This window comes from Clostridium sp. J1101437_171009_A5, assembly GCF_015547905.1.
Classification (GTDB): Bacteria; Bacillota; Clostridia; order Oscillospirales; family Oscillospiraceae; genus Pseudoflavonifractor_A; species Pseudoflavonifractor_A gallinarum.
On the sequence record NZ_JADMVY010000006.1, the window covers coordinates 198,726 to 217,108 of the forward strand.

Sequence of the window (18,383 nt, forward strand, 5' to 3'; positions counted from 1 at the left end):
GCATTTCTTGCACTTGGATTCTACATGACCTCTCGTGTCCTCGTAGACAGCAATGGCATTATGCTGACAATAGGGACATTTCAGGTATCGGGGCTTTTGCTGGGAAATGGCAACTCTTGCCCTGCGGATTTTTTCGATCAGCTCCGGCGTCGGTTCCTGAACCCGAATGGATGCTCTCTTCATTACCACACCTCCAATGGGTCAACATACTCACTGAATGGACGATCTACCATGTAGCCGAGCTGACGAAGGCGGATAGACGCCGTTGTCTTGGAGACACCGAACAACCGGCAGAAAAGGCGCAGCGTTAAGTGATCACCATACGAATACCTCCCCTCGTAATTGATCAGCGGCGTTTCTGCAAACCGACGCATTGCCAGGTCAACCTCTTTTTGAGGAAGCAGGATCGCCGCGCCCAAGACATTTGCTTGCCACTCGTTCCAGTCCTCGCGGGTTTTCAGCTCTCGCGGCGTATAGGCTGTCCGTGCGGAATATTTCATTTCGCAGGAAGCCTTTACCTCTTCCGATTCCAGTTGGAAGAGAATCTGATGGGCGCACTCGTGGGCAAGGGTAAATCTGCGCTTGGCGCAGAGCCGCTGCACGTTGCCGGATCGAATGAAGCTCTCGTCCAAGATGACCTGATTACGCTTCAAAGCCAGTGTGCGCGTAATACCAAGTTCCGTGATCTTGTACTCAGTGTCGGCATAGGCAGTGACACCGCAGATGCTTCCATCCGGCGAGAGACGGGCGAATGATACGCGAAGACCGAGATAATTCTTTGCAAACTGATCAATGGGTGTTGGCAAAGCTGATCGGTCGGGCTTGTCCGCCTCATCCCCGAAAAAGAACCGATTGAAGTCCTTTGTTGTTGAGGCTGCAATTTCTTCAAGTTGGCGCTGGGATAAAATCATGAGCAGTTGTCCTCCTTTGCTTCGACAAACCACTTGTCTCCTTCGTGAAAAAGAAATGACTCCTTTCCGCGAATCTGAACTGTGTAACGGATGCCTCCGCCCCCAACCTTCTTGGATGTGGCGCGGCATTTGTAAAGAATCTGGTCGATTTGAAAGATTACACCGTTGTCCCACCAGATAAGGCGAGGGAGGATTGCCCCCTCCTTGTCCACATCCAGCGTAACCGAGACGTATGCTTTTCTGTACTGTGTAGCCATTTCTGTTTTTCTCACTCCTGTTCCCTCATACCGGTGTATGCCGGTACGGATGATCTTCGGCAGCATAAATGCCTGTCCATTTGAACTGCTCAAAAGATGTAACTTTTTCGTGTACAACTACTCATGCCCCTTGACAGGATGAGCAATTCAGGATATACTATGAGTAGTTGGATTGCTCAGTCATTATTATACGCACTTCAAGTACCTTTGTCAATAGACTTGCGCAATTTGATGTCGCAAACTTTTTGTGAACAGGAGTGATTACCAAAATGACGTTTGGAGAGAAATTCAAGGCTGAACGGGAGAAGCGGAAGCTGACCCAGCAGGAAGTAGCCGATGCACTAGGGATCAACAGGCGTATGATTACCCGGTACGAGAACGGCATTTCCTTTCCCCGTACCAAGGACGCTTACAGAAAAATCGCGGAATACTTCAAGGTGGATGTGAACTATCTGCTGACCGAGGACGAAGAGTTTGTGGTTCAGGCATCCGAGCAGTACGGCTCCCGTGGCATGAAACAGGCAAAGGACCTGATTGAAGGGATGTCCGGTTTGTTTGCGGGCGGTACGCTGTCCGAGCAGGACAAGGATGCGGTGATGAAGGCGTTGCAGGATATATATTGGGAATCCAAAGCCCGGAATGTTGAGAAATACACGCCGAAGAAATACAAGAAGACCGGTACGGACGCAGAGGAATAACTGTCTACGTCTCGGTTTCTTGACGGATTTACTTTGACTGTTTTCAACATGAAAGGGGTGAAGGTCCCGTGATAATTCGCTCCGAGGAAATATACAAAAAGGCGAACAGCATTGTCAAAAGCTGTGGAACAAGAGATACCTTGAAGATTGCCCGTGAGCTGGGCATTCATCTCCATTTTCTTGACAATCTGAACGATCTGCTCGGAATGTACACCTACCGCCATAAAGAGCGGCATATTCTTCTGAACTCCAACATGGAGTATCTGATCATGCAAATGGTTTGCGGTCACGAGATCGGGCATGATACCTTTCACCGTGATCTTGCCAAAGGAAACGAACCGCTCCCGGAGTTCGTGCTGTTCGATATGCGCACAAAACACGAATATGAGGCGAATGCGTTTGCCTCACACCTGATCATTGACGATGATGAGCTGATTGACCTGATGAAGCAGGACTACGATGTGGTGCAGCTCTCGGCTGCAATGGGAACAAACATCAACCTGATGCTGATCAAGCTCAACGAACTGAACCGCATGGGCTGGCAGCTCAACTTGCCTTATGTACCGCACTCTGACTTCCTGAAAAATGTCAGACCGGAGGGCTGAATGAGGATGAAGGATAGCAATTAGATGAACAACAACGACTATAAAGAAGCCCTTTTCTATGCCGCTTCCATCTTTAACGAACGCTTGGGAACGGAGTTCGGAGTGGACAATCTTGTGCTGCACTGCTTTCAGACGGAAAACCAGCAGGAAGTCTTTGAGCAGTTCTGCAAGCAGTATTTCCCGGATCGCCTGACAGATCAATATAAAGAGGACGGCTATTTTGACTTTCACGCTTCCGCTTTCGTTGGCAAAGAAGAAGGCGTGGACGGGATCCTGCTGCGGACAGACATAGCGCGTCATCCGGCAGAGTTGAAGCACATTCTTCTGCATGAGCTGGCGCATATCTTCTGCACCCGCAACGAGCTTGGCGGAGACAACTTCTATGAACGATATTGCATGGACGATACCATCAGCCGCGAAGAGGACGGAACCATTAACGCCGGATATGCGGTCTGGCGGGAACTCGCGGCGGAGCTGATTGCATTTGAGCTGGATGACAACTGCGACGTAGTTCCGCTCCGACGCAAGAAAGACCTTCTCAGCTATTACGAAGGAGAACTCCTGACCGGCAACGGGAAAATGGGCGTCAGCATGATTCTCTGCGAGGCGATGACCAGTGCTGAGGGCGAGGCGTCTATGACATGGGACGCTGCCAAAAGCAAGTTTACGCGGTTCAAGCCCTTTGATGATCCACTGTACAAGGACTTGCTGGAACTGGTTTTTACACACGTTAGAGAATACTTTATCGTGATCGACCGCGACTTTATCTATGAAATTGGAGTTTTGTATCTAAGCATTGCCGCACAAGCGATGATTGCGTCCCTAAAGAACAGATTTCAGGAAGAATAGACAGAACGATAGAGAGAAAGGACGGGCAATGATATGAAATATAAGCTGTTTCGCTCCCCCGGTGATCTGGACAAGGCGGTCCGGAAGCACGAACTGGTTGCCGTGGAGACCGGCAAAAGCATTGATGATGTGGCAGATGCGCTTATCCGTGCCGTTCGGGATGATCTTGCGGAAATGCCGGAGTATGCGCACTGCGAGACTGCCGCCTATGTACCGGAACCGGTTAAGTCGTTTCGCAGGGTGAGGCGTTACCGGTATGAGATGATGGGTATTGTCTACCCGAAGTACGCCGAAGAGAACGTCCTGATTGACTACGGAATTATCGAGGAAGAAGAGGTATGAGCAATGAGTAATATCATTGAGACCCGCAGGAATCTAAAGAACGTATCCTAAAACATCTGCAATCACGTCTGCCTAACGCGACCAAAATGCAGCTTGAGAAAATCATAAAGGGGTAACGCAATGGACGATATTATCTTTGAGAAGGATTACCGGGAAACCGAGTCTGCCGAATACGATAAATGGTGCGATGAGGTGTTTGACCGCGCAGTTAATTGTGGTATGCTGAAAGCGTACTCCGAAGCAATGGACAAGATACCAAAGATCATTGTACCGGAGGACAAGAAGAACTACGAGTATCTTCTGGAACGCTGTGATGCGTTTGTCAAGCAACACCGCGGGTATATCAAGGGAATCGTGGACTATCATCGTTGGCACGCGGAAATCAATATGTTTCTTCCGTTTGCGGAGTTCGATGACTCAGAAGACCTTGCATTTTTGAAAGAAATTGCAGAAAAATCGCAAACCGTCTGCTTCTCCCCGGACGAAGAAGGTGGCATTCGCGTTCATATTTTTATCAACTACTTTGAAGAATTGATGTCAGCCGAACACAAGTCATACATCGAATACGATGCTATTATGCAGGACAAGAAACTATCTGAGTTACTTGGCATACCGGAGCTTTCTGACGAGGAAAAAGAACTCGCCCTGAAAATGAAGGGCATACTTGACCGCATTGATGAGGAAACAAGGATTGACCGTACCACGGCTTTTCGAGCCGTGCTTGATAAGATGACAAAAGAGCCGGAAGAAAACTGGTCGCTTCATTATATGGCAACATTGCTGGAAGCTCTGCTATACTTCATGCTGAATGAAGGAAATGAAAAGATTGATGAGGAAGAACACAATGAGTAATAAACTTGTAGCATATTTTTCTGCGTCCGGCGTGACTGCAAAGGTAGCCGAGACGCTGGCTGAGGCAATCGGCGCGGACATCTTTGAGATTGAGCCGAAGGTGCCTTACACGGAAGCTGATCTGAACTGGATGGAAAAGAACGCCCGCAGCACGATTGAAATGAACGATCCCGCTTCACGACCGGAAATTGCCGTGAAGCGGGACAACATGAAGGACTACGATACAATCTTTGTGGGCTTCCCAATCTGGTGGTACGTTGCGCCGACGATTATCAATACGTTCCTTGAGAGTTATGACCTGAGCGGCAAAACGATCATCCCGTTTGCAACCTCCGGCGGAAGCGGCATTGGCAAGACGAACGAACGCCTTGCGCCGAGCTGCAAAGGCGCAAAGCTGATGGACGGCAAAGTTTTCAAGGGCAACGTCGGGCATCAGGAGCTTGCGGCGTGGGTTGAAGGACTTGGACTTTAAGGGGCAGACAAATCGGAAGTTGTGGAGGTGCTTTATGAACGAGAGAGAAAAAATTATCCGATTATGGTTTGATATGTGGATTAAGAAAGCAGATTTAGGAATTGACAAAATTTTTACAGATGATGTTGTATATACTGAGAGTTGGAGTCCTAAATATGAAAACCGCAAAACGGTAAAGCACTGGTTTGACGAATGGAATACACGCGGAAGTGTTCTTGTCTGGGAGATTAAGCAATTTTTTCATCAAGGCAATCAAACAATCGTGGAGTGGTATTTTAAAAACAAAATGAATAATGGAAATGTTGAAGAATTTGACGGAATATCTTTAATTGTATGGACACAGGATAACAAAATAAAATCATTAAAAGAGTTTGGTTGCAATCTTCATAATTACAATCCATATCGAGATAGTGATATTCCCGTATTTCGAGAAGAAAAAGCAAATTGGTTTTGAGAGGACTATAAATTCCAGTTTAACGAACAGGAGATGATGATCGCATGAAAATCCTACATGAACTTTCTTGGCTATGGGAAACGCTGGGCATTGCGCTTGTTGCTGCGGCTGTCTGCATGGATTGCGCTGCGCTGATTGGCAAGGCAGCGAAGAAGAAGCTCGACAAAAAGGTGTTGGCGGTCGTAGGGGCAGCGGCATTTGTGGGCGCGATTCTGGCGGTCATTCTGATCGCCCGGACACCGATGCCGCTTTGATAGGACGGAGGATAGAATCATGCCGCTTCAAATCGTCAGAAATGACATCACGAAAATGAAGGTGGACGCCATCGTCAACGCTGCCAACGAGTCGCTGCTGGGTGGCGGCGGTGTGGACGGCTACATTCATCGTGCTGCAGGACCGGAGCTGCTGACGGAATGTGAAACGCTCCACGGCTGCAAAACCGGGAGCGCAAAAATCACGAAGGGCTACAAGCTGCCCTGCAAATATGTCATTCATGCTGTCGGTCCGCGCTGGTATGACGGACGGCATGGTGAGCGCGAACTACTGACATCCTGTTATCGGACATCGCTCATGCTGGCGAAGGAATACGGCTGCGAATCGGCTGCGTTCCCTCTGATTTCCTCCGGCATTTTCGGCTATCCGAAGGATCAGGCTCTCAAAGTGGCGATTGACACCATTAGCAGTTTCCTTCTCGAAAATGAAATGACGGTGTACATCGTCATTTTTGACCGCAAAGCCTATCAGATCAGCGGCAAGCTGTTTGCCGATATTGCAGCGTACATAGATGACCGCTATGTGGATGAGCATACTGATAATCGTTCCGAGCGTCTGCGCAGGATGAACGCCTTCCGGATGGAAGAACCCATGCCTTGCGAGGCATCCGTTTGTGAAGAGGCAATCGAACAGCTCATGCCTCCCGTCTCTGCGGCGGCTGCCCCCAAAAAGGCGGCAACCCTTGATGACGCGCTGGGACAGATCGACGAGAGTTTTTCCGAGATGCTTCTGCGAAAGATTGATGAGCGCGGCATGACGGACGCGCAGTGCTATAAGAAGGCGAATATTGACCGGAAGCTCTTCTCGAAGATCCGCTCGGACAAGTCTTATAAGCCTTCCAAGCCCACGGTCATTGCGTTTGCCATTGCCCTTGAGCTGCCGCTTGTTGAAATGAAGGATATGCTCATGAAGGCTGGCTTTGCGCTCTCCCACTCCAACAAGTTTGACATCATCGTGGAGTATTTCGTGGAGCATGGGAACTATAATGTCTTTGAGATCAACGAGGCTCTGTTTGCCTTCGACCAAAGTTTAATAGGAGCATAAGGTCTATGGATAAAGTGTTTCAGAAATTTTTGCGAAGTGGTATTGACCTTTCGCCCGTAGGGGTGGAGCGTCGTGAAGATAACAACCCATACTTTTGCACGCCAAAAGGTGCATCTATTTTTGGCTGGGCGGGTGTGGACGGCATCCACTTCTGCTTTGTTCGAGACTTTGGCGGTATGGTATTTTCCGTCAGTCCCATGAACTCGGCTCCGGATTTTGTTCATCCGCTGGCAAACGATTTTGAAGACTTTCTGAGGTTGCTCCTTGCTTGCAGTGATTCGGCAGCGCTGGAACAGGCGTGGATGTGGGATAAAGCCCAGTTTGAAGCCTTTTTGCAGGACAACCCTCCAACGCAGGATCAGCAAAGAACGCTATCAGAGCTTGCTGAGAAAATGAAATTGACGCCTATGGAACAGCCGTGGGTATACATCAAAAAGCTGCAAGCATCTTTTGATTATAGTAAGATCAAGTACACCGAGGACTATTATGATGTTGATATGAACCCAGAAGCAGAACCGACCATGCCTGAGTGGAAGGTCTACTTTGATGGAAACTTCTGGGGACATTCGGGAAAAGACCATGCCGGAACGGAAATCCGGTTGAATAAGCAATTTGACTGGGCGAGGCATCATTGGGTTATTCCTGCGGCGTATTCTTGCAGCAAGGGACTCGTCATGGACTTTTGTATGCGTACCCCGGAAGAAGACATTCGCAAGTTCATAACTAAATGGGATTTACACCCCGAAAACGACTCCTGCGAATACTTCACGCAGGAGCAGCAAATGCAGATAGATTTAGACAATCCACTTTGCCTTGACTTTATTCCTCGTTTGGAATTGAACGGGAAAACAATGCTGACCTCCCACGGCTGTTCCGTGGTCTTTAATCCATGTTTGCCAGACGGGGTGATCAATGAAGCGGAAGCAAAGTGGGCATTGGAACACTATGATTTGGATACATCCTATGGATGGATGATTTTTCGGGCAGCTTTTCCGTGGACAAGCAAACGCCGTCCTGAAATAAAAGCCCTCTCCCTTACAATGGAGCAGCAGTCGTGTCGTGTCCCGGGACCACATTTCAAGGCACACGCTCCCGGTGATTCGTTTTCTTTCCTCCATCCGGTCAGTGGAAAAAAATACACATTGACTGTACAGGAATTAGAGCAGCAGACAATTTCCGAAAAGCGTTACGGTTCTGACCGCTGGTTTTATCCTACGCATTTTACTGCTATGAGCTATACACTTTCTCCTGAACCTGACAGCGATGTTACGATCTGTGATTGCGCTGAGGGGGACAAGCCTTTGGAAATTGCGCCATGCTCTGACCGCTATGCACCAGAGGCACGAAACGATATTGCTTGTATCGGCATTATCGGCGGAGCGGACGGTCCAATCGCAATCGTGTGTGGAGACAGCTCAAAAGAAAAACTTCATGCAGTTTGTTCCTCTCTACACTTTGAGCCGGTGGAGGGTGATATTGAATGGCGTATCGTATTCAACATTAAAAGCTCCAATGAAATGTCATTAGGGCTGATCTAAGAAGAAAGCGGAGGCAAAGAAGGTGAAACAACACACTTACATCGCAATCGACCTGAAATCCTTCTACGCCTCCGTGGAGTGCCGGGAGCGCGGCTTAGATCCTCTGGACACAAACCTTGTTGTTGCGGATGAAAGCCGTACCGATAAGACCATCTGCCTTGCCGTCACGCCCTCCCTCAAGAGCTACGGTATCTCCGGACGCGGGCGGCTGTTTGAAGTCAAGCAGCGTGTGAAGGAAGCAAATGCCGGACGGCAGCACGACGCACCGGGACGCAGACTGGACGGCACATCACACTTCTTCTCGGAGTTGCAAGCAAACCCGTCTCTGGCGATTGACTTTATCATTGCGCCGCCCCGAATGGCGTATTACATGGAGTACAGCACCCGCATCTATCAGGTCTACCTCAAGTACATCGCGCCGGAGGACATTGTGGTCTATTCCATCGACGAGGTGTTCATGGACGTGACGGACTACCTGAACACCTACAAGCTCTCGGCACATGACCTTGCCATGAAGATCATCCTCGACGTGCTTGAGACAACCGGCATCACGGCAACCGCTGGGATTGGGACGAATCTCTTTCTCTGCAAAGTGGCAATGGATATTGTGGCGAAGCACATCCCCGCCGACAAGAACGGTGTCCGCATTGCAGAGCTGGATGAGATGAAGTTCCGGCGTGAGCTTTGGTCTCATCAGCCTCTCACGGACTTCTGGCGCGTGGGTCGGGGCATTGCCAAGAAACTTGAGCAGAACGGGATGTTCACGATGGGTGATGTTGCCCTCTGTTCAGAGCGGAACGAGGACTTGCTTTACAAGCTGTTCGGCAAGAATGCGGAATTGCTCATTGACCATGCGTGGGGATGGGAACCGACCACCATTGAAGCAATCAAAGCGTACCGTCCCAGCTCCAACAGCCTCAGCTCTGGTCAGGTTTTGCACTGCCCCTATGAGCCGCAGAAGGCGAAGCTGGTTGTGCGGGAAATGACGGACTTGCTTGTGCTGGACTTGGTAGACAAGGGGCTTGTCACCGACCAGATGGTTCTCACAGTTGGCTACGACATTGAGAACCTGACTGATCCGGCGCGACGGGCAAAGTATCACGGCGCGGTGGAGACAGATCATTATGGGAGGCAGATTCCGAAACAGGCGCACGGCTCTATTAACCTCGACGGTCACACATCCTCTACTCGCAAAATAATGTGTGCTGTGTCAGAACTCTTCGACCGGATCGTGGATAAGAATCTGCTTGTCCGCCGTATGTATGTTGTTGCAAATCATGTCCTGCCGGAAGCTGATGTACCGAAGAAAAACGACGGTGCAGTCCAGCTCGACCTCTTTACCGACTATGCCGCCGAAGAGGAAAAACAGAAAGCCGAAGATGCCGCTTTGGAGCGTGAGCGGAAGATACAAGCCGCCACGCTTGCCATCAAGAAGAAGTATGGAAAGAACGCCATCCTCAAGGCAATGAATCTTGAAGAAGGTGCAACCGCGAAAGACCGCAATGCGCAGATTGGAGGGCATAAGGCGTGAACGGAAAATACGACGAGATCATGGGACTTCCTCACCACGTTTCCAAAACGCGACCACAAATGCCGATGTCAGATCGTGCAGCGCAGTTTGCGCCCTTTGCCGCCCTCACCGGCTATGATTCTGCAATCAAGGAAACCGGACGTCTGACCGACGAAAGGATTGAGCTTGATGAGGGAGCCTTGACCGCTTTGAACATGAGGTATCAGCTTCTCATGGATGCCCTTGATGAAGAGCCGGAGGTTGAAATAACCTACTTCAAACCTGATGAGCGCAAAGCTGGCGGTGCGTATGTAACTGCAACCGGCGCAGTCATAAAGGTTGATGACTTTGAGCGCCTGATTACCATGCAGGACGGCACGAAGATTCCGATGGATGACATCCTAAGCATTGACGGAGAGCTGTTCTTGTCCTTAGAATAATGTCGCTTGCCATGCGACCAAATGAAGTGAATACCGAAGTACAATATGACTGTAAGGTGAGACACCAAGCAGTCATATTTTTATATACGGAGGTACAAAACATGAGAAAGAACTTGACGGAGATCGTATTCATCCTTGATCGCAGCGGCTCTATGAGCGGACTGGAAACAGACACCATCGGAGGATTCAACTCCATGATTGAAAAGCAGAAAAAAGAGAATGGCGAGGCATTGATCTCTACCGTTCTCTTTGACAACGTGAGCGAGGTTATCCATGACCGTGTGCCGGTTCAGAAGGTGGATCCGATGACCGACAGAGACTATTCCGTTCGCGGCTGCACCGCGCTTCTGGATGCTATCGGCGGAGCGATTCATCACATTGGGAATGTCCATAAGTACGCAAGAAAAGAGGATGTCCCTGAACACACACTGTTCGTCATCACAACGGATGGCATGGAGAATGCAAGCCGCCGTTATGACAGCGAGAAGGTCAAGAAGATGATTGAGCGACAGAAGGAAAAGTACGGCTGGGAGTTTCTTTTCCTCGGTGCAAACATTGATGCAGTTGAGACGGCAAAGCATTTTGGAATTGGAGCAGATCGAGCGGTCAATTACCACTCTGACCGCGAGGGAACGCAACTCAACTATGAAGTTCTGAGCGAAGCGGTTTCCGCTGTCCGATGCAGCGTACCGCTGGGTACGAATTGGAAAAAGCGTATTGATGAGGACTACAATTCCAGAAAGGACGGGAGAAAGTAATGAGAATAATCACCGTAAAAGGGACAGGCAATGTCTCCGCAAGACCGGATTACATCATCCTATCCCTGAACATTGAAGTCTTATCTGAAACCTATGACCGCGCAATGTCGGAAGCTGCCGAGAGAATCGAAAGACTGCAAGGTGCCGCAGTCCGCGTTGGGTATCGCAAGGAAGACCTGAAAACCACGAGCTTTGATGTCCAGACAAGGTACGAGAATGTCAAGGATCGGCAAGGAAATTACAAGCGAGAGTTTGCCGGATATGCTTGCAGCTATCGCTTGAAACTTGCCTTTGACTTTGACAGCAAGCAGCTTGCAAAGGTCATTTCTGCGATTGCGGATTGTGGGACGCAACCAGAACTCAGCATTGCGTTCACCGTGAAAAATCCGGCAAGAGTCAGCGAAGAGCTGCTGATCAATGCGACGGAGAACGCCAGGGCAAAGGCGGAGATTCTTTGCAAAGCATCAGGCAGTACGCTTGGGCAGTTGCTCAACATCGACTACAACTGGGGCGAACTCAATGTTTTTTCCAGAACAAGCTACGATGTTGAAGACTGCATTCAGCCTCTCATGGCGATGAGCAAGTGCGCCGCACCTGAGATTGAGCCGGTTGATATTGATGTGACAGACACAGTGGCTTTCACATGGGAAATCCAATGATTTTTTGACTTTTTTGAAATCCGGTACTCAACAAACGCCCTTTTTGTGTCCGTTGTAAAGTGAAGGGACATTTCACGGAGGAATCTTCGGGGAATACGATTTTGGGAGATTAGCAAGCAAATCCGGTGAGTACCCACCGGAGAAAAATCAGTTAAGGAGACCCTGCCCTTAACATCAGATTTTTGCTTGTTGGGATAGTCCCAAACCCTTCTAATCTTTACGACGGAGGGCGCAGCATGGTACGAAGAACACGAGACATTCAGAAGAAGATTTGGCTGACACCACAGGAAGAACGGACGATTGCAAAGAAGATGGAGATGATCGGCACGGAGAACTTCGGTGCGTATGCAAGGAAGATGCTGATCGACGGCTACATCATCGTTGTGGACTACACGGAGCAGAAAAAGCTCGCCGCCGAAATCAACAAGATCGGCGTGAACATCAATACCGTCTGCCGCAGGATCAACTCGACGGGACGATTCTATCAGGACGATATTGACGAGCTGAAAGAAAAGATGGACGCGGTATGGCAGTTACTAAAATCAAAGCAATCCGAGGAACTTTGAGCAAGGCAATCGCGTACATTCTGAATCCCGAAAAGACCGATGAGAAGCTGCTGGTCTCGTCCTACGGCTGTGCCAGCGAGACCGCAGCGCGGGAATTTGAGTGGACGCGGAAAATAGCCGAGCAAAAAGGGATGAATCCGGTCAGGATCATAGCCCGTCATGTGATCCAGTCCTTTGAAATTGGAGAGGTCACACCGGAGCTTGCCCACGAGATCGGCAAGCAGTTTGCAGACGAAATCCTCGGAGGAAAATATGAGTATGTGCTGACCACTCACATTGACAAAGACCATGTTCATAACCATCTGATTTTCAATGCGGTTGACTTTGTGGACTACCACGCATACAAGAGCTACAAGCGGATTTACTATGATATGCGCGAGGTCAGCGACCGGCTCTGTAAGGAAAACGGTCTCTCTGTTATCCCTCCCTCTCAGAACAAAGGCATGGGCTACAAGGAGTACACCGAAGCCAAACGCGGCACGAGCTGGAAGCAGAAACTCAAGCAGACCATCGACCGGCTTGTCATTACAGCGAAGGATTACGATGATTTTCTGCGGCTCATGCAGGAAGCTGGTTATGAAATCAAGACCGGCAAATATATCTCCTTTCGCGCTGAAGGACAGGAGCGGTTTACCCGGTCTAAAACCATCGGAGAGAACTACACCGAGGAACGCATCAAGGAGCGGATTGCCGGACGGACGCCGCGCAGAAACCGGAGGCAGACCGTGCCGAAGGGCATCTCTCTCATCGGAGATATTCAGGAGCGGATCAGACTTATCGACAGCAAGGGCTATGAGTATAAAGCCAAGCTCACGATCCTCAAGGAAGCGGCACGGACGCTCAACTATCTCACGGAAAACAACTTGCTCCAATACGCCGATCTTGAGAAGAAGGTCGAGGATGTTCACAGCTCCTATGATCGTACCGGCAAGGAACTGAAAGTCGTTGAAGCACGTCTGCGGGAAGTCCAGCCGCTTATTAAAAACATCTCCAACTACCAGCGCCTAAAACCCGTATATGACGCCTTCCAGAAGGCGAAAGACAAGCCGAGCTTCAAGGCAAAGCATGAAGCCGAACTTGTGATCTTTGAGGCGGCGCGGAGTACGCTGCTTGCCATGCAGGGCGATGAAAAACTGCCGAGCTTGAAGACACTGCAAGCGGAACAGCAGCGACTTCTTGACGAGCAGCAGCGACTCTATGATGAACGTGCGAAGCTCAAAAAAGAAGTAAAGCAAATAGAGACAATCAAGTCTAATGTTGATACGTTTCTCGCTCCTTCTGCTGACCATGACCGTGATCATCTGCGCGGCACACAGCGCGAATAATCTCTTCAAAAGCAGGGCATCTTCTGTTGACCGGAGATGCCCTGCATCCTTGAGAGAAGGTTCGAGAAGTTGAAACTATTTCTTTAATTTCTGCATCAACGGATTGCTTTTGAGAATGAAATCCGGTATAATATTATAAGCGATGTTGAATGCAAGCAAGCGAAAGGATGGTTGCCGTGCGCATAAGCTATAAGAAACTATGGATGCTTCTTCTGGAACGCGACATAAAGAAGGCTTCTCTACGACATGAAGTAGGGCTGTCTGCCGGAACATGGACAAAACTGAATAAGGGGGAAGAAGTGTCCCTCTCTATTTTGCTGCGCATTTGTGATTACTTAAACTGTGACATCGGAGATATATGTGAGGCTGTGCGAACGGACAAGAACTGAGTCCGGTTTTTCGTACAGCTCTTTTTGTAGAATAGTAAGTGTGAAACTATAACTTTGGAGGTTGCTGAAATGGCTGAGAATAACACAAGCAATATCGGCTTTGAAAAACAAATCTGGGACGCGGCTTGCGTCCTGCGCGGAAACATCGACGCATCCGAATACAAGTCCGTCGTCCTCGGATTGATTTTCTTGAAATACATTTCTGATCGCTTCGAGGCAAAGTACAAGGAACTGGTCGAGGAAGGCGATGGATTTGAAGAGGATCAGGACGAATACACTGCCGAAAACATCTTCTTTGTCCCTGAGAATGCACGATGGAGTGCGATTGCTGCTGCCGCTCACACGCCGGAAATTGGCACGGTGATTGATGACGCAATGCGCAGTATCGAGAAAGAAAACAAGCGCCTCAAAGATATTCTTCCTAAGAACTTCGCCCGTCCAGAGCTGGACAAGCGGCGTCTTGGTGAAGTGGTTGATCTCTTCACCAACATTCAGATGATCGAGCATGGAAACAGTAAGGACATTCTTGGTCGGACATACGAATACTGTCTCTCCAAGTTTGCCGAGCAAGAAGGCAAACTTGCCGGTGAGTTCTATACTCCCTCTTGCGTTGTGCGTACCCTTGTTGAAGTGTTGCAGCCGTTTAATGGGCGTGTTTATGACCCGTGCTGCGGCTCTGGCGGTATGTTCGTTCAGTCCGCAAAGTTCATCGAAAATCATGGCGGCAACATCAACAAGATTTCCGTTTTTGGTCAGGACTCCAACCCGACCACATGGAAGATGGCGCAGATGAATCTTGCCATTCGCGGTATTGAAGCCGACCTCGGCAAGTTTAATGCGGACACGTTTTTTAACGATTGCCACCCTCAACTCAAGGCAGACTTCATTATGGCGAATCCTCCCTTCAATCTCTCCGGCTGGGGTGCGGATAAGCTCGTTGATGATGTCCGTTGGCAGTATGGTACGCCTCCTGCTGGAAACGCAAACTTCGCGTGGTTGCAGCACATGATCTGGCATCTCGCTCCGAATGGACGTATCGGTATGGTGCTTGCAAATGGTTCGCTTTCTTCGCAGTCCGGCGGTGAAGGTGAAATCCGCAAGAACATTATCAATGCTGACCTTGTGGACTGTATCGTTGCAATGCCGACGCAGCTATTCTACACGACGCAGATCCCGGTATCGCTCTGGTTCCTTGCAAAGAACAAGAAGCAAAAAGGCAAGACACTATTCATCGACGCACGAAAACTCGGCACTATGGTTACGCGGAAGCTGCGCGAACTGACGGATGAAGACATCAAGAAAATTGCCGACACCTACAACGCATTCGTTGAAGGAACGCTTGAAGATGAAAAGGGCTTCTGTGCTGTTGTTACTACGCAGGACATCGCAAAGCAGGATTACATTCTCACGCCGGGACGGTATGTTGGCATTGAAGAACAGGAAGATGATGACGAACCGTTTGAAGAGAAAATGGGGCGTCTGACTTCTGAACTGTCTGAGCTTTTCACTAAGTCTCATGAGCTTGAAGCTCAGATCAAAGAACGTTTGGGGGCGATTGGATATGGGCTATGAAACGTATCGTATTGCTGACCTAATTGATGAAATTGCGATGGGTCCATTCGGATCAAATATTAAAGTCTCGTGTTTTGTGGATAGTGGCGTACCTGTCCTAAATGGTAGTAATCTTGAGGGCTTTTCTCTATCCGAAAAGACATTCCGCTATGTCACAAGGGAAAAAGCTGACTCTCTTAACAAGGCAAATGCACATCGCGGGGATATTGTAATAACACACAGAGGAACGCTTGGGCAAATAGTGTTTATTCCTCAAGATTCAAAATATGACCGGTATGTGATTTCGCAATCTCAGTTTAGGGTGCGATGCAACGACAAGGTTTTGCCCGAATACCTTGTCTATTACTTCCACACTCCAATAGGACAGCATAAACTTCTAAGCAATGCCTCACAGGTTGGCGTCCCTGCATTGGCGAGACCATCTTCGACCTTTCAACAGATTGAGGTCGTATTGCCTGAATTAAGTATTCAGAAACGTGTTGTCGAGATTATTTCCACAATCCAAAAAAAGATTGTGAACAATCAAGAGCAAAACGATAATTTAGCTGATCTCCTGCAAACGATATATCAAGGGCGGTTCGGCAATGACATTTTGGCAGTAAATCAGGGAGTCCTCTCGGATATTTGCTCATATTCAACAGACAAAGTAGCTGTCTCTGAGTTGAACGTCAGAACCTACTTCTCAACGGAAAATATGCTGTCGGGAAAAGCTGGTTCAACCGAGGCGACAAGCCTACCAACTACATCACAGACAACCGCTTGCCATAAAGGTGATACGTTGATTTCCAACATTCGTCCTTACTTTAAGAAGATTGTCTACTGTGAGGACAAATGTGGCTGCTCAACCGATGTTCTTTGCTTTACGCCAAGTCAGCCGTGTTACTCGGCGTACCTATTCAGCACTCTATATGCCGACAAGTTCTTCGCATTTATGGTTGCTGGATCGAAAGGAACGAAAATGCCCCGTGGAGATAAGCAGCAGATTATGACATACCCTGTTGTTCTACCATCGGAAGAAGAGTTAGCTGGGTTTAATACCATTGCTTCACCACTTCTTGAGCAGATTTATTCTAATAGAGCGGAAAATAAACGGCTGTCCATACTAAGAGATACCCTTCTTCCAAAGTTGATGTCCGGAGAGATCAATGTCTCTGCCATCCAGCTCTAAGCCGCTAAATTATCGTTTACCGTCTGAATAACTCTCACCAGTGGCGAGAGTTTTACAAAAGGGACTGCCACTGAATGTCGTTCTCTTACCTCGAAAGGAGACACGACAATGACAGAACAACTCATCACGGAGATACAGCGAAAAATGCTGCCGTATCTTAACAACGAACAGCTCATGCACCTTCGGGATGCAATGGCTGAGACATTGGAAGGGGTAACGATCACCTATGAGAGTGGCTCAATTCCAGCAGAAGAAACAGATGCAGTCGAAGCATTTATCACGGCAAAACGGATTGAAGGCTGCTCAGAGAAAACCCTGAGCTACTACCGGAAGACGATTGAATCTCTGATTGCCAGAGTCGGAAAGGCTGTGCAACAGGTCACCACAGATGATTTGCGCCGCTATCTAACCAACTATCAGGTTCAGCGAAGGTCGAGTAAAGTGACCATAGACAACATCCGCCGGATCCTGTCCAGTTTCTTCTCTTGGCTTGAGGATGAGGACTTCATCGTGAAAAGTCCGGTGCGACGGATTCATAAGGTGAAAACCGCAAAGGTTGTTAAGGACACCTACACCGATGAAGCGTTGGAGCTGATGCGCGACAACTGCACAACGGCACGAGACTTGGCGATGATTGATCTTTTGGCTTCCTCTGGAATGCGCGTTGGAGAACTGGTCACGCTAAACCGCGAAGACATCAACTTCAACGAACGCGAATGCGTGGTTATCGGCAAGGGCAATAAAGAACGATTGGTCTACTTCGACGCAAAGACGAAGATCCACCTTCAAAACTATCTTGAGGGCAGATCGGATGAAAACCCGGCTTTGTTTGTTTCCCTGAAAGCTCCCTTTGACCGATTGATGATCGGCGGAGTGGAGACACGCCTTCGGGAGCTGGGAAAGCGTCTGAATATCCCGAAGGTTCACCCTCACAAGTTCAGGCGCACACTGGCTACTACTGCCATAGACAAAGGAATGCCCATAGAGCAAGTCCAGCAGCTCTTAGGGCATCAGAAAATCGACACCACCATGCACTATGCAATGGTGAAACAACAGAATGTGAAGCTGGCACATAGAAAATACATTGGATAGGATGGGATGAAAATGAGGATGACGCAACTTAAAACCATCGCAGACATACAGACTGGTCCGTTCGGAAGCCAACTCCACAAAGAAGACTACGTTGAAACCGGAACCCCTATTGTCACTGTTGAACATCTTGGGAACCGAGTATTCACCGAGCAAAATCTCCCCAGAGTTTCCGACAGCGATAAAGCGCGGTTGATTAAGTATACTCTTTCAACTGGCGATATTGTATTCAGCCGAGTTGGGTCTGTTGACCGCTGTTCCTATGTTGATAAATCACACGACGGATGGATGTTCTCGGGACGTTGCTTACGAGTCCGCCCAACTGAACTGGTTGATTCTCTGTACCTATATTATTATTTCTGTTTAGAAGAAACCAAGCAGTTTGTTCGGAATATTGCAGTAGGCGCGACCATGCCTTCTATCAATACGAAACTTCTTGGAGAGGTCGAAATCGCCTTACCGGATCTGAACAACCAGAAACGGATAGCCGCTGTTCTCTCATCACTGGATGATAAAATTGAGAACAACCAAAAGCTAAACGATAATTTAGCGGCTTAGAGATGAACAGAAGAGACATCAATCTCGCCGGACATCAGCTTGGGTAAAAGACTA

23 protein-coding genes are annotated in these 18,383 nt (G+C 48.8%); 21 read left to right on the forward strand and 2 right to left on the reverse strand.

From position 1 onward, the window contains the following. Positions 1 to 182: 182 nt before the first annotated feature. Together I2C21_RS10375 and I2C21_RS10380 are read right to left on the reverse strand one after the other, a co-directional pair. A complete protein-coding gene (locus I2C21_RS10375) occupies positions 183 to 911 on the reverse strand; it encodes an ImmA/IrrE family metallo-endopeptidase (RefSeq protein ID WP_008816141.1) in 729 nt (242 codons plus the stop codon). Continuing rightward, positions 908 to 1,234: a hypothetical protein gene (locus tag I2C21_RS10380; protein ID WP_033119693.1), complete on the reverse strand. Its 327-nt coding sequence runs from the start codon at positions 1,232 to 1,234 to the stop codon at positions 908 to 910. The genes I2C21_RS10375 and I2C21_RS10380 overlap by 4 nt, the downstream gene beginning before the upstream one ends. 191 nt (positions 1,235 to 1,425) lie before the next feature. Here I2C21_RS10380 and I2C21_RS10385 point away from each other — a divergent pair, with 191 nt between their 5' ends. From I2C21_RS10385 to I2C21_RS10485, 21 genes are all read left to right on the forward strand, one after another. After that, entirely contained in the window at positions 1,426 to 1,866 is a 441-nt protein-coding gene (locus I2C21_RS10385; protein WP_438821735.1) for a helix-turn-helix domain-containing protein, read from the forward strand. Positions 1,867 to 2,006: 140 nt separating this feature from the next. Beyond that, on the forward strand, positions 2,007 to 2,471 hold the full coding sequence (locus tag I2C21_RS10390; protein WP_223385148.1) for an ImmA/IrrE family metallo-endopeptidase: 465 nt from the start codon (positions 2,007 to 2,009) through the stop codon (positions 2,469 to 2,471). Between the two features lie 24 nt (positions 2,472 to 2,495). Then, positions 2,496 to 3,320 carry a hypothetical protein gene (locus I2C21_RS10395; protein WP_195279229.1) on the forward strand — a complete coding sequence of 275 codons (825 nt, stop codon included), beginning with the start codon at positions 2,496 to 2,498 and terminating at the stop codon, positions 3,318 to 3,320. Between the two features lie 33 nt (positions 3,321 to 3,353). After that, a complete protein-coding gene (locus I2C21_RS10400) occupies positions 3,354 to 3,662 on the forward strand; it encodes a hypothetical protein (protein ID WP_006573501.1) in 309 nt (102 codons plus the stop codon). Between the two features lie 120 nt (positions 3,663 to 3,782). Then, positions 3,783 to 4,514, forward strand: a complete 732-nt coding sequence (locus tag I2C21_RS10405; RefSeq protein ID WP_006573502.1) for a hypothetical protein — start codon at positions 3,783 to 3,785, stop codon at positions 4,512 to 4,514. After that, the gene (locus tag I2C21_RS10410; protein ID WP_006573503.1) at positions 4,507 to 4,986 is read left to right on the forward strand and encodes a flavodoxin; all 480 of its coding nucleotides are present in this window, start codon (positions 4,507 to 4,509) and stop codon (positions 4,984 to 4,986) included. The genes I2C21_RS10405 and I2C21_RS10410 overlap by 8 nt, the downstream gene beginning before the upstream one ends. Positions 4,987 to 5,020: 34 nt before the next feature. Further along, positions 5,021 to 5,440, forward strand: a complete 420-nt coding sequence (locus tag I2C21_RS10415) for a nuclear transport factor 2 family protein (RefSeq protein ID WP_195279230.1) — start codon at positions 5,021 to 5,023, stop codon at positions 5,438 to 5,440. A gap of 44 nt (positions 5,441 to 5,484) precedes the next feature. Beyond that, positions 5,485 to 5,694: a hypothetical protein gene (locus I2C21_RS10420; RefSeq protein ID WP_195279231.1), complete on the forward strand. Its 210-nt coding sequence runs from the start codon at positions 5,485 to 5,487 to the stop codon at positions 5,692 to 5,694. Positions 5,695 to 5,713: 19 nt separating this feature from the next. After that, complete coding sequence (locus tag I2C21_RS10425) at positions 5,714 to 6,757, forward strand: O-acetyl-ADP-ribose deacetylase (protein WP_195279232.1); 1,044 nt, start codon at positions 5,714 to 5,716, stop codon at positions 6,755 to 6,757. 5 nt (positions 6,758 to 6,762) lie between these two features. Continuing rightward, positions 6,763 to 8,295, forward strand: a complete 1,533-nt coding sequence (locus I2C21_RS10430; RefSeq protein WP_195279233.1) for a hypothetical protein — start codon at positions 6,763 to 6,765, stop codon at positions 8,293 to 8,295. A gap of 22 nt (positions 8,296 to 8,317) precedes the next feature. Next, positions 8,318 to 9,826 (forward strand): Y-family DNA polymerase, encoded by a 1,509-nt coding sequence (locus I2C21_RS10435; RefSeq protein WP_147561332.1) that lies wholly within the window; start codon positions 8,318 to 8,320, stop codon positions 9,824 to 9,826. After that, a complete protein-coding gene (locus I2C21_RS10440; RefSeq protein WP_008396798.1) occupies positions 9,823 to 10,245 on the forward strand; it encodes a YolD-like family protein in 423 nt (140 codons plus the stop codon). The genes I2C21_RS10435 and I2C21_RS10440 overlap by 4 nt, the downstream gene beginning before the upstream one ends. 101 nt (positions 10,246 to 10,346) lie before the next feature. Next, positions 10,347 to 11,003, forward strand: coding sequence for a VWA domain-containing protein (locus tag I2C21_RS10445; RefSeq protein ID WP_076917487.1), 657 nt, complete (start codon positions 10,347 to 10,349; stop codon positions 11,001 to 11,003). Further along, a complete protein-coding gene (locus I2C21_RS10450; protein WP_195279235.1) occupies positions 11,003 to 11,662 on the forward strand; it encodes an SIMPL domain-containing protein in 660 nt (219 codons plus the stop codon). Before I2C21_RS10445 ends, I2C21_RS10450 begins: the two co-directional genes overlap by 1 nt. Before the next feature lie 236 nt (positions 11,663 to 11,898). Then, the gene (locus I2C21_RS10455) at positions 11,899 to 12,228 is read left to right on the forward strand and encodes a plasmid mobilization protein (protein WP_005934759.1); all 330 of its coding nucleotides are present in this window, start codon (positions 11,899 to 11,901) and stop codon (positions 12,226 to 12,228) included. Continuing rightward, a complete protein-coding gene (locus I2C21_RS10460) occupies positions 12,189 to 13,553 on the forward strand; it encodes a relaxase/mobilization nuclease domain-containing protein (protein WP_195279236.1) in 1,365 nt (454 codons plus the stop codon). The genes I2C21_RS10455 and I2C21_RS10460 overlap by 40 nt, the downstream gene beginning before the upstream one ends. 149 nt (positions 13,554 to 13,702) lie before the next feature. After that, a complete protein-coding gene (locus I2C21_RS10465) occupies positions 13,703 to 13,942 on the forward strand; it encodes a helix-turn-helix domain-containing protein (protein ID WP_006573514.1) in 240 nt (79 codons plus the stop codon). A gap of 69 nt (positions 13,943 to 14,011) precedes the next feature. Further along, positions 14,012 to 15,514, forward strand: coding sequence for a class I SAM-dependent DNA methyltransferase (locus I2C21_RS10470; RefSeq protein ID WP_154238078.1), 1,503 nt, complete (start codon positions 14,012 to 14,014; stop codon positions 15,512 to 15,514). Further along, a complete protein-coding gene (locus tag I2C21_RS10475) occupies positions 15,504 to 16,682 on the forward strand; it encodes a restriction endonuclease subunit S (protein ID WP_195279237.1) in 1,179 nt (392 codons plus the stop codon). The genes I2C21_RS10470 and I2C21_RS10475 overlap by 11 nt, the downstream gene beginning before the upstream one ends. A 108-nt stretch (positions 16,683 to 16,790) precedes the next feature. Continuing rightward, positions 16,791 to 17,774 (forward strand): site-specific tyrosine recombinase/integron integrase, encoded by a 984-nt coding sequence (xerA, locus tag I2C21_RS10480; protein ID WP_195279238.1) that lies wholly within the window; start codon positions 16,791 to 16,793, stop codon positions 17,772 to 17,774. A gap of 18 nt (positions 17,775 to 17,792) precedes the next feature. Further along, positions 17,793 to 18,329 carry a restriction endonuclease subunit S gene (locus tag I2C21_RS10485; protein WP_207730617.1) on the forward strand — a complete coding sequence of 179 codons (537 nt, stop codon included), beginning with the start codon at positions 17,793 to 17,795 and terminating at the stop codon, positions 18,327 to 18,329. Positions 18,330 to 18,383: the final 54 nt, after the last annotated feature.

What these genes read in the sequence shown, in the direction of transcription:
- I2C21_RS10455 (WP_005934759.1), top strand. Translation starts at nt 11,899, where the DNA reads ATGGTACGAAGAACACGAGACATTCAGAAGAAGATTTGGCTGACACCA.
- I2C21_RS10375 (WP_008816141.1), bottom strand. Translation starts at nt 911, where the DNA reads ATGATTTTATCCCAGCGCCAACTTGAAGAAATTGCAGCCTCAACAACA.
- I2C21_RS10450 (WP_195279235.1), top strand. Translation starts at nt 11,003, where the DNA reads ATGAGAATAATCACCGTAAAAGGGACAGGCAATGTCTCCGCAAGACCG.
- I2C21_RS10415 (WP_195279230.1), top strand. Translation starts at nt 5,021, where the DNA reads ATGAACGAGAGAGAAAAAATTATCCGATTATGGTTTGATATGTGGATT.
- I2C21_RS10395 (WP_195279229.1), top strand. Translation starts at nt 2,496, where the DNA reads ATGAACAACAACGACTATAAAGAAGCCCTTTTCTATGCCGCTTCCATC.
- I2C21_RS10445 (WP_076917487.1), top strand. Translation starts at nt 10,347, where the DNA reads ATGAGAAAGAACTTGACGGAGATCGTATTCATCCTTGATCGCAGCGGC.
- I2C21_RS10400 (WP_006573501.1), top strand. Translation starts at nt 3,354, where the DNA reads ATGAAATATAAGCTGTTTCGCTCCCCCGGTGATCTGGACAAGGCGGTC.
- I2C21_RS10475 (WP_195279237.1), top strand. Translation starts at nt 15,504, where the DNA reads ATGGGCTATGAAACGTATCGTATTGCTGACCTAATTGATGAAATTGCG.
- I2C21_RS10460 (WP_195279236.1), top strand. Translation starts at nt 12,189, where the DNA reads ATGGCAGTTACTAAAATCAAAGCAATCCGAGGAACTTTGAGCAAGGCA.
- I2C21_RS10425 (WP_195279232.1), top strand. Translation starts at nt 5,714, where the DNA reads ATGCCGCTTCAAATCGTCAGAAATGACATCACGAAAATGAAGGTGGAC.
- I2C21_RS10405 (WP_006573502.1), top strand. Translation starts at nt 3,783, where the DNA reads ATGGACGATATTATCTTTGAGAAGGATTACCGGGAAACCGAGTCTGCC.
- I2C21_RS10420 (WP_195279231.1), top strand. Translation starts at nt 5,485, where the DNA reads ATGAAAATCCTACATGAACTTTCTTGGCTATGGGAAACGCTGGGCATT.
- I2C21_RS10410 (WP_006573503.1), top strand. Translation starts at nt 4,507, where the DNA reads ATGAGTAATAAACTTGTAGCATATTTTTCTGCGTCCGGCGTGACTGCA.
- I2C21_RS10430 (WP_195279233.1), top strand. Translation starts at nt 6,763, where the DNA reads ATGGATAAAGTGTTTCAGAAATTTTTGCGAAGTGGTATTGACCTTTCG.
- I2C21_RS10485 (WP_207730617.1), top strand. Translation starts at nt 17,793, where the DNA reads ATGACGCAACTTAAAACCATCGCAGACATACAGACTGGTCCGTTCGGA.
- I2C21_RS10465 (WP_006573514.1), top strand. Translation starts at nt 13,703, where the DNA reads ATGCAAGCAAGCGAAAGGATGGTTGCCGTGCGCATAAGCTATAAGAAA.
- I2C21_RS10470 (WP_154238078.1), top strand. Translation starts at nt 14,012, where the DNA reads ATGGCTGAGAATAACACAAGCAATATCGGCTTTGAAAAACAAATCTGG.
- I2C21_RS10380 (WP_033119693.1), bottom strand. Translation starts at nt 1,234, where the DNA reads ATGCTGCCGAAGATCATCCGTACCGGCATACACCGGTATGAGGGAACA.
- xerA (WP_195279238.1), top strand. Translation starts at nt 16,791, where the DNA reads ATGACAGAACAACTCATCACGGAGATACAGCGAAAAATGCTGCCGTAT.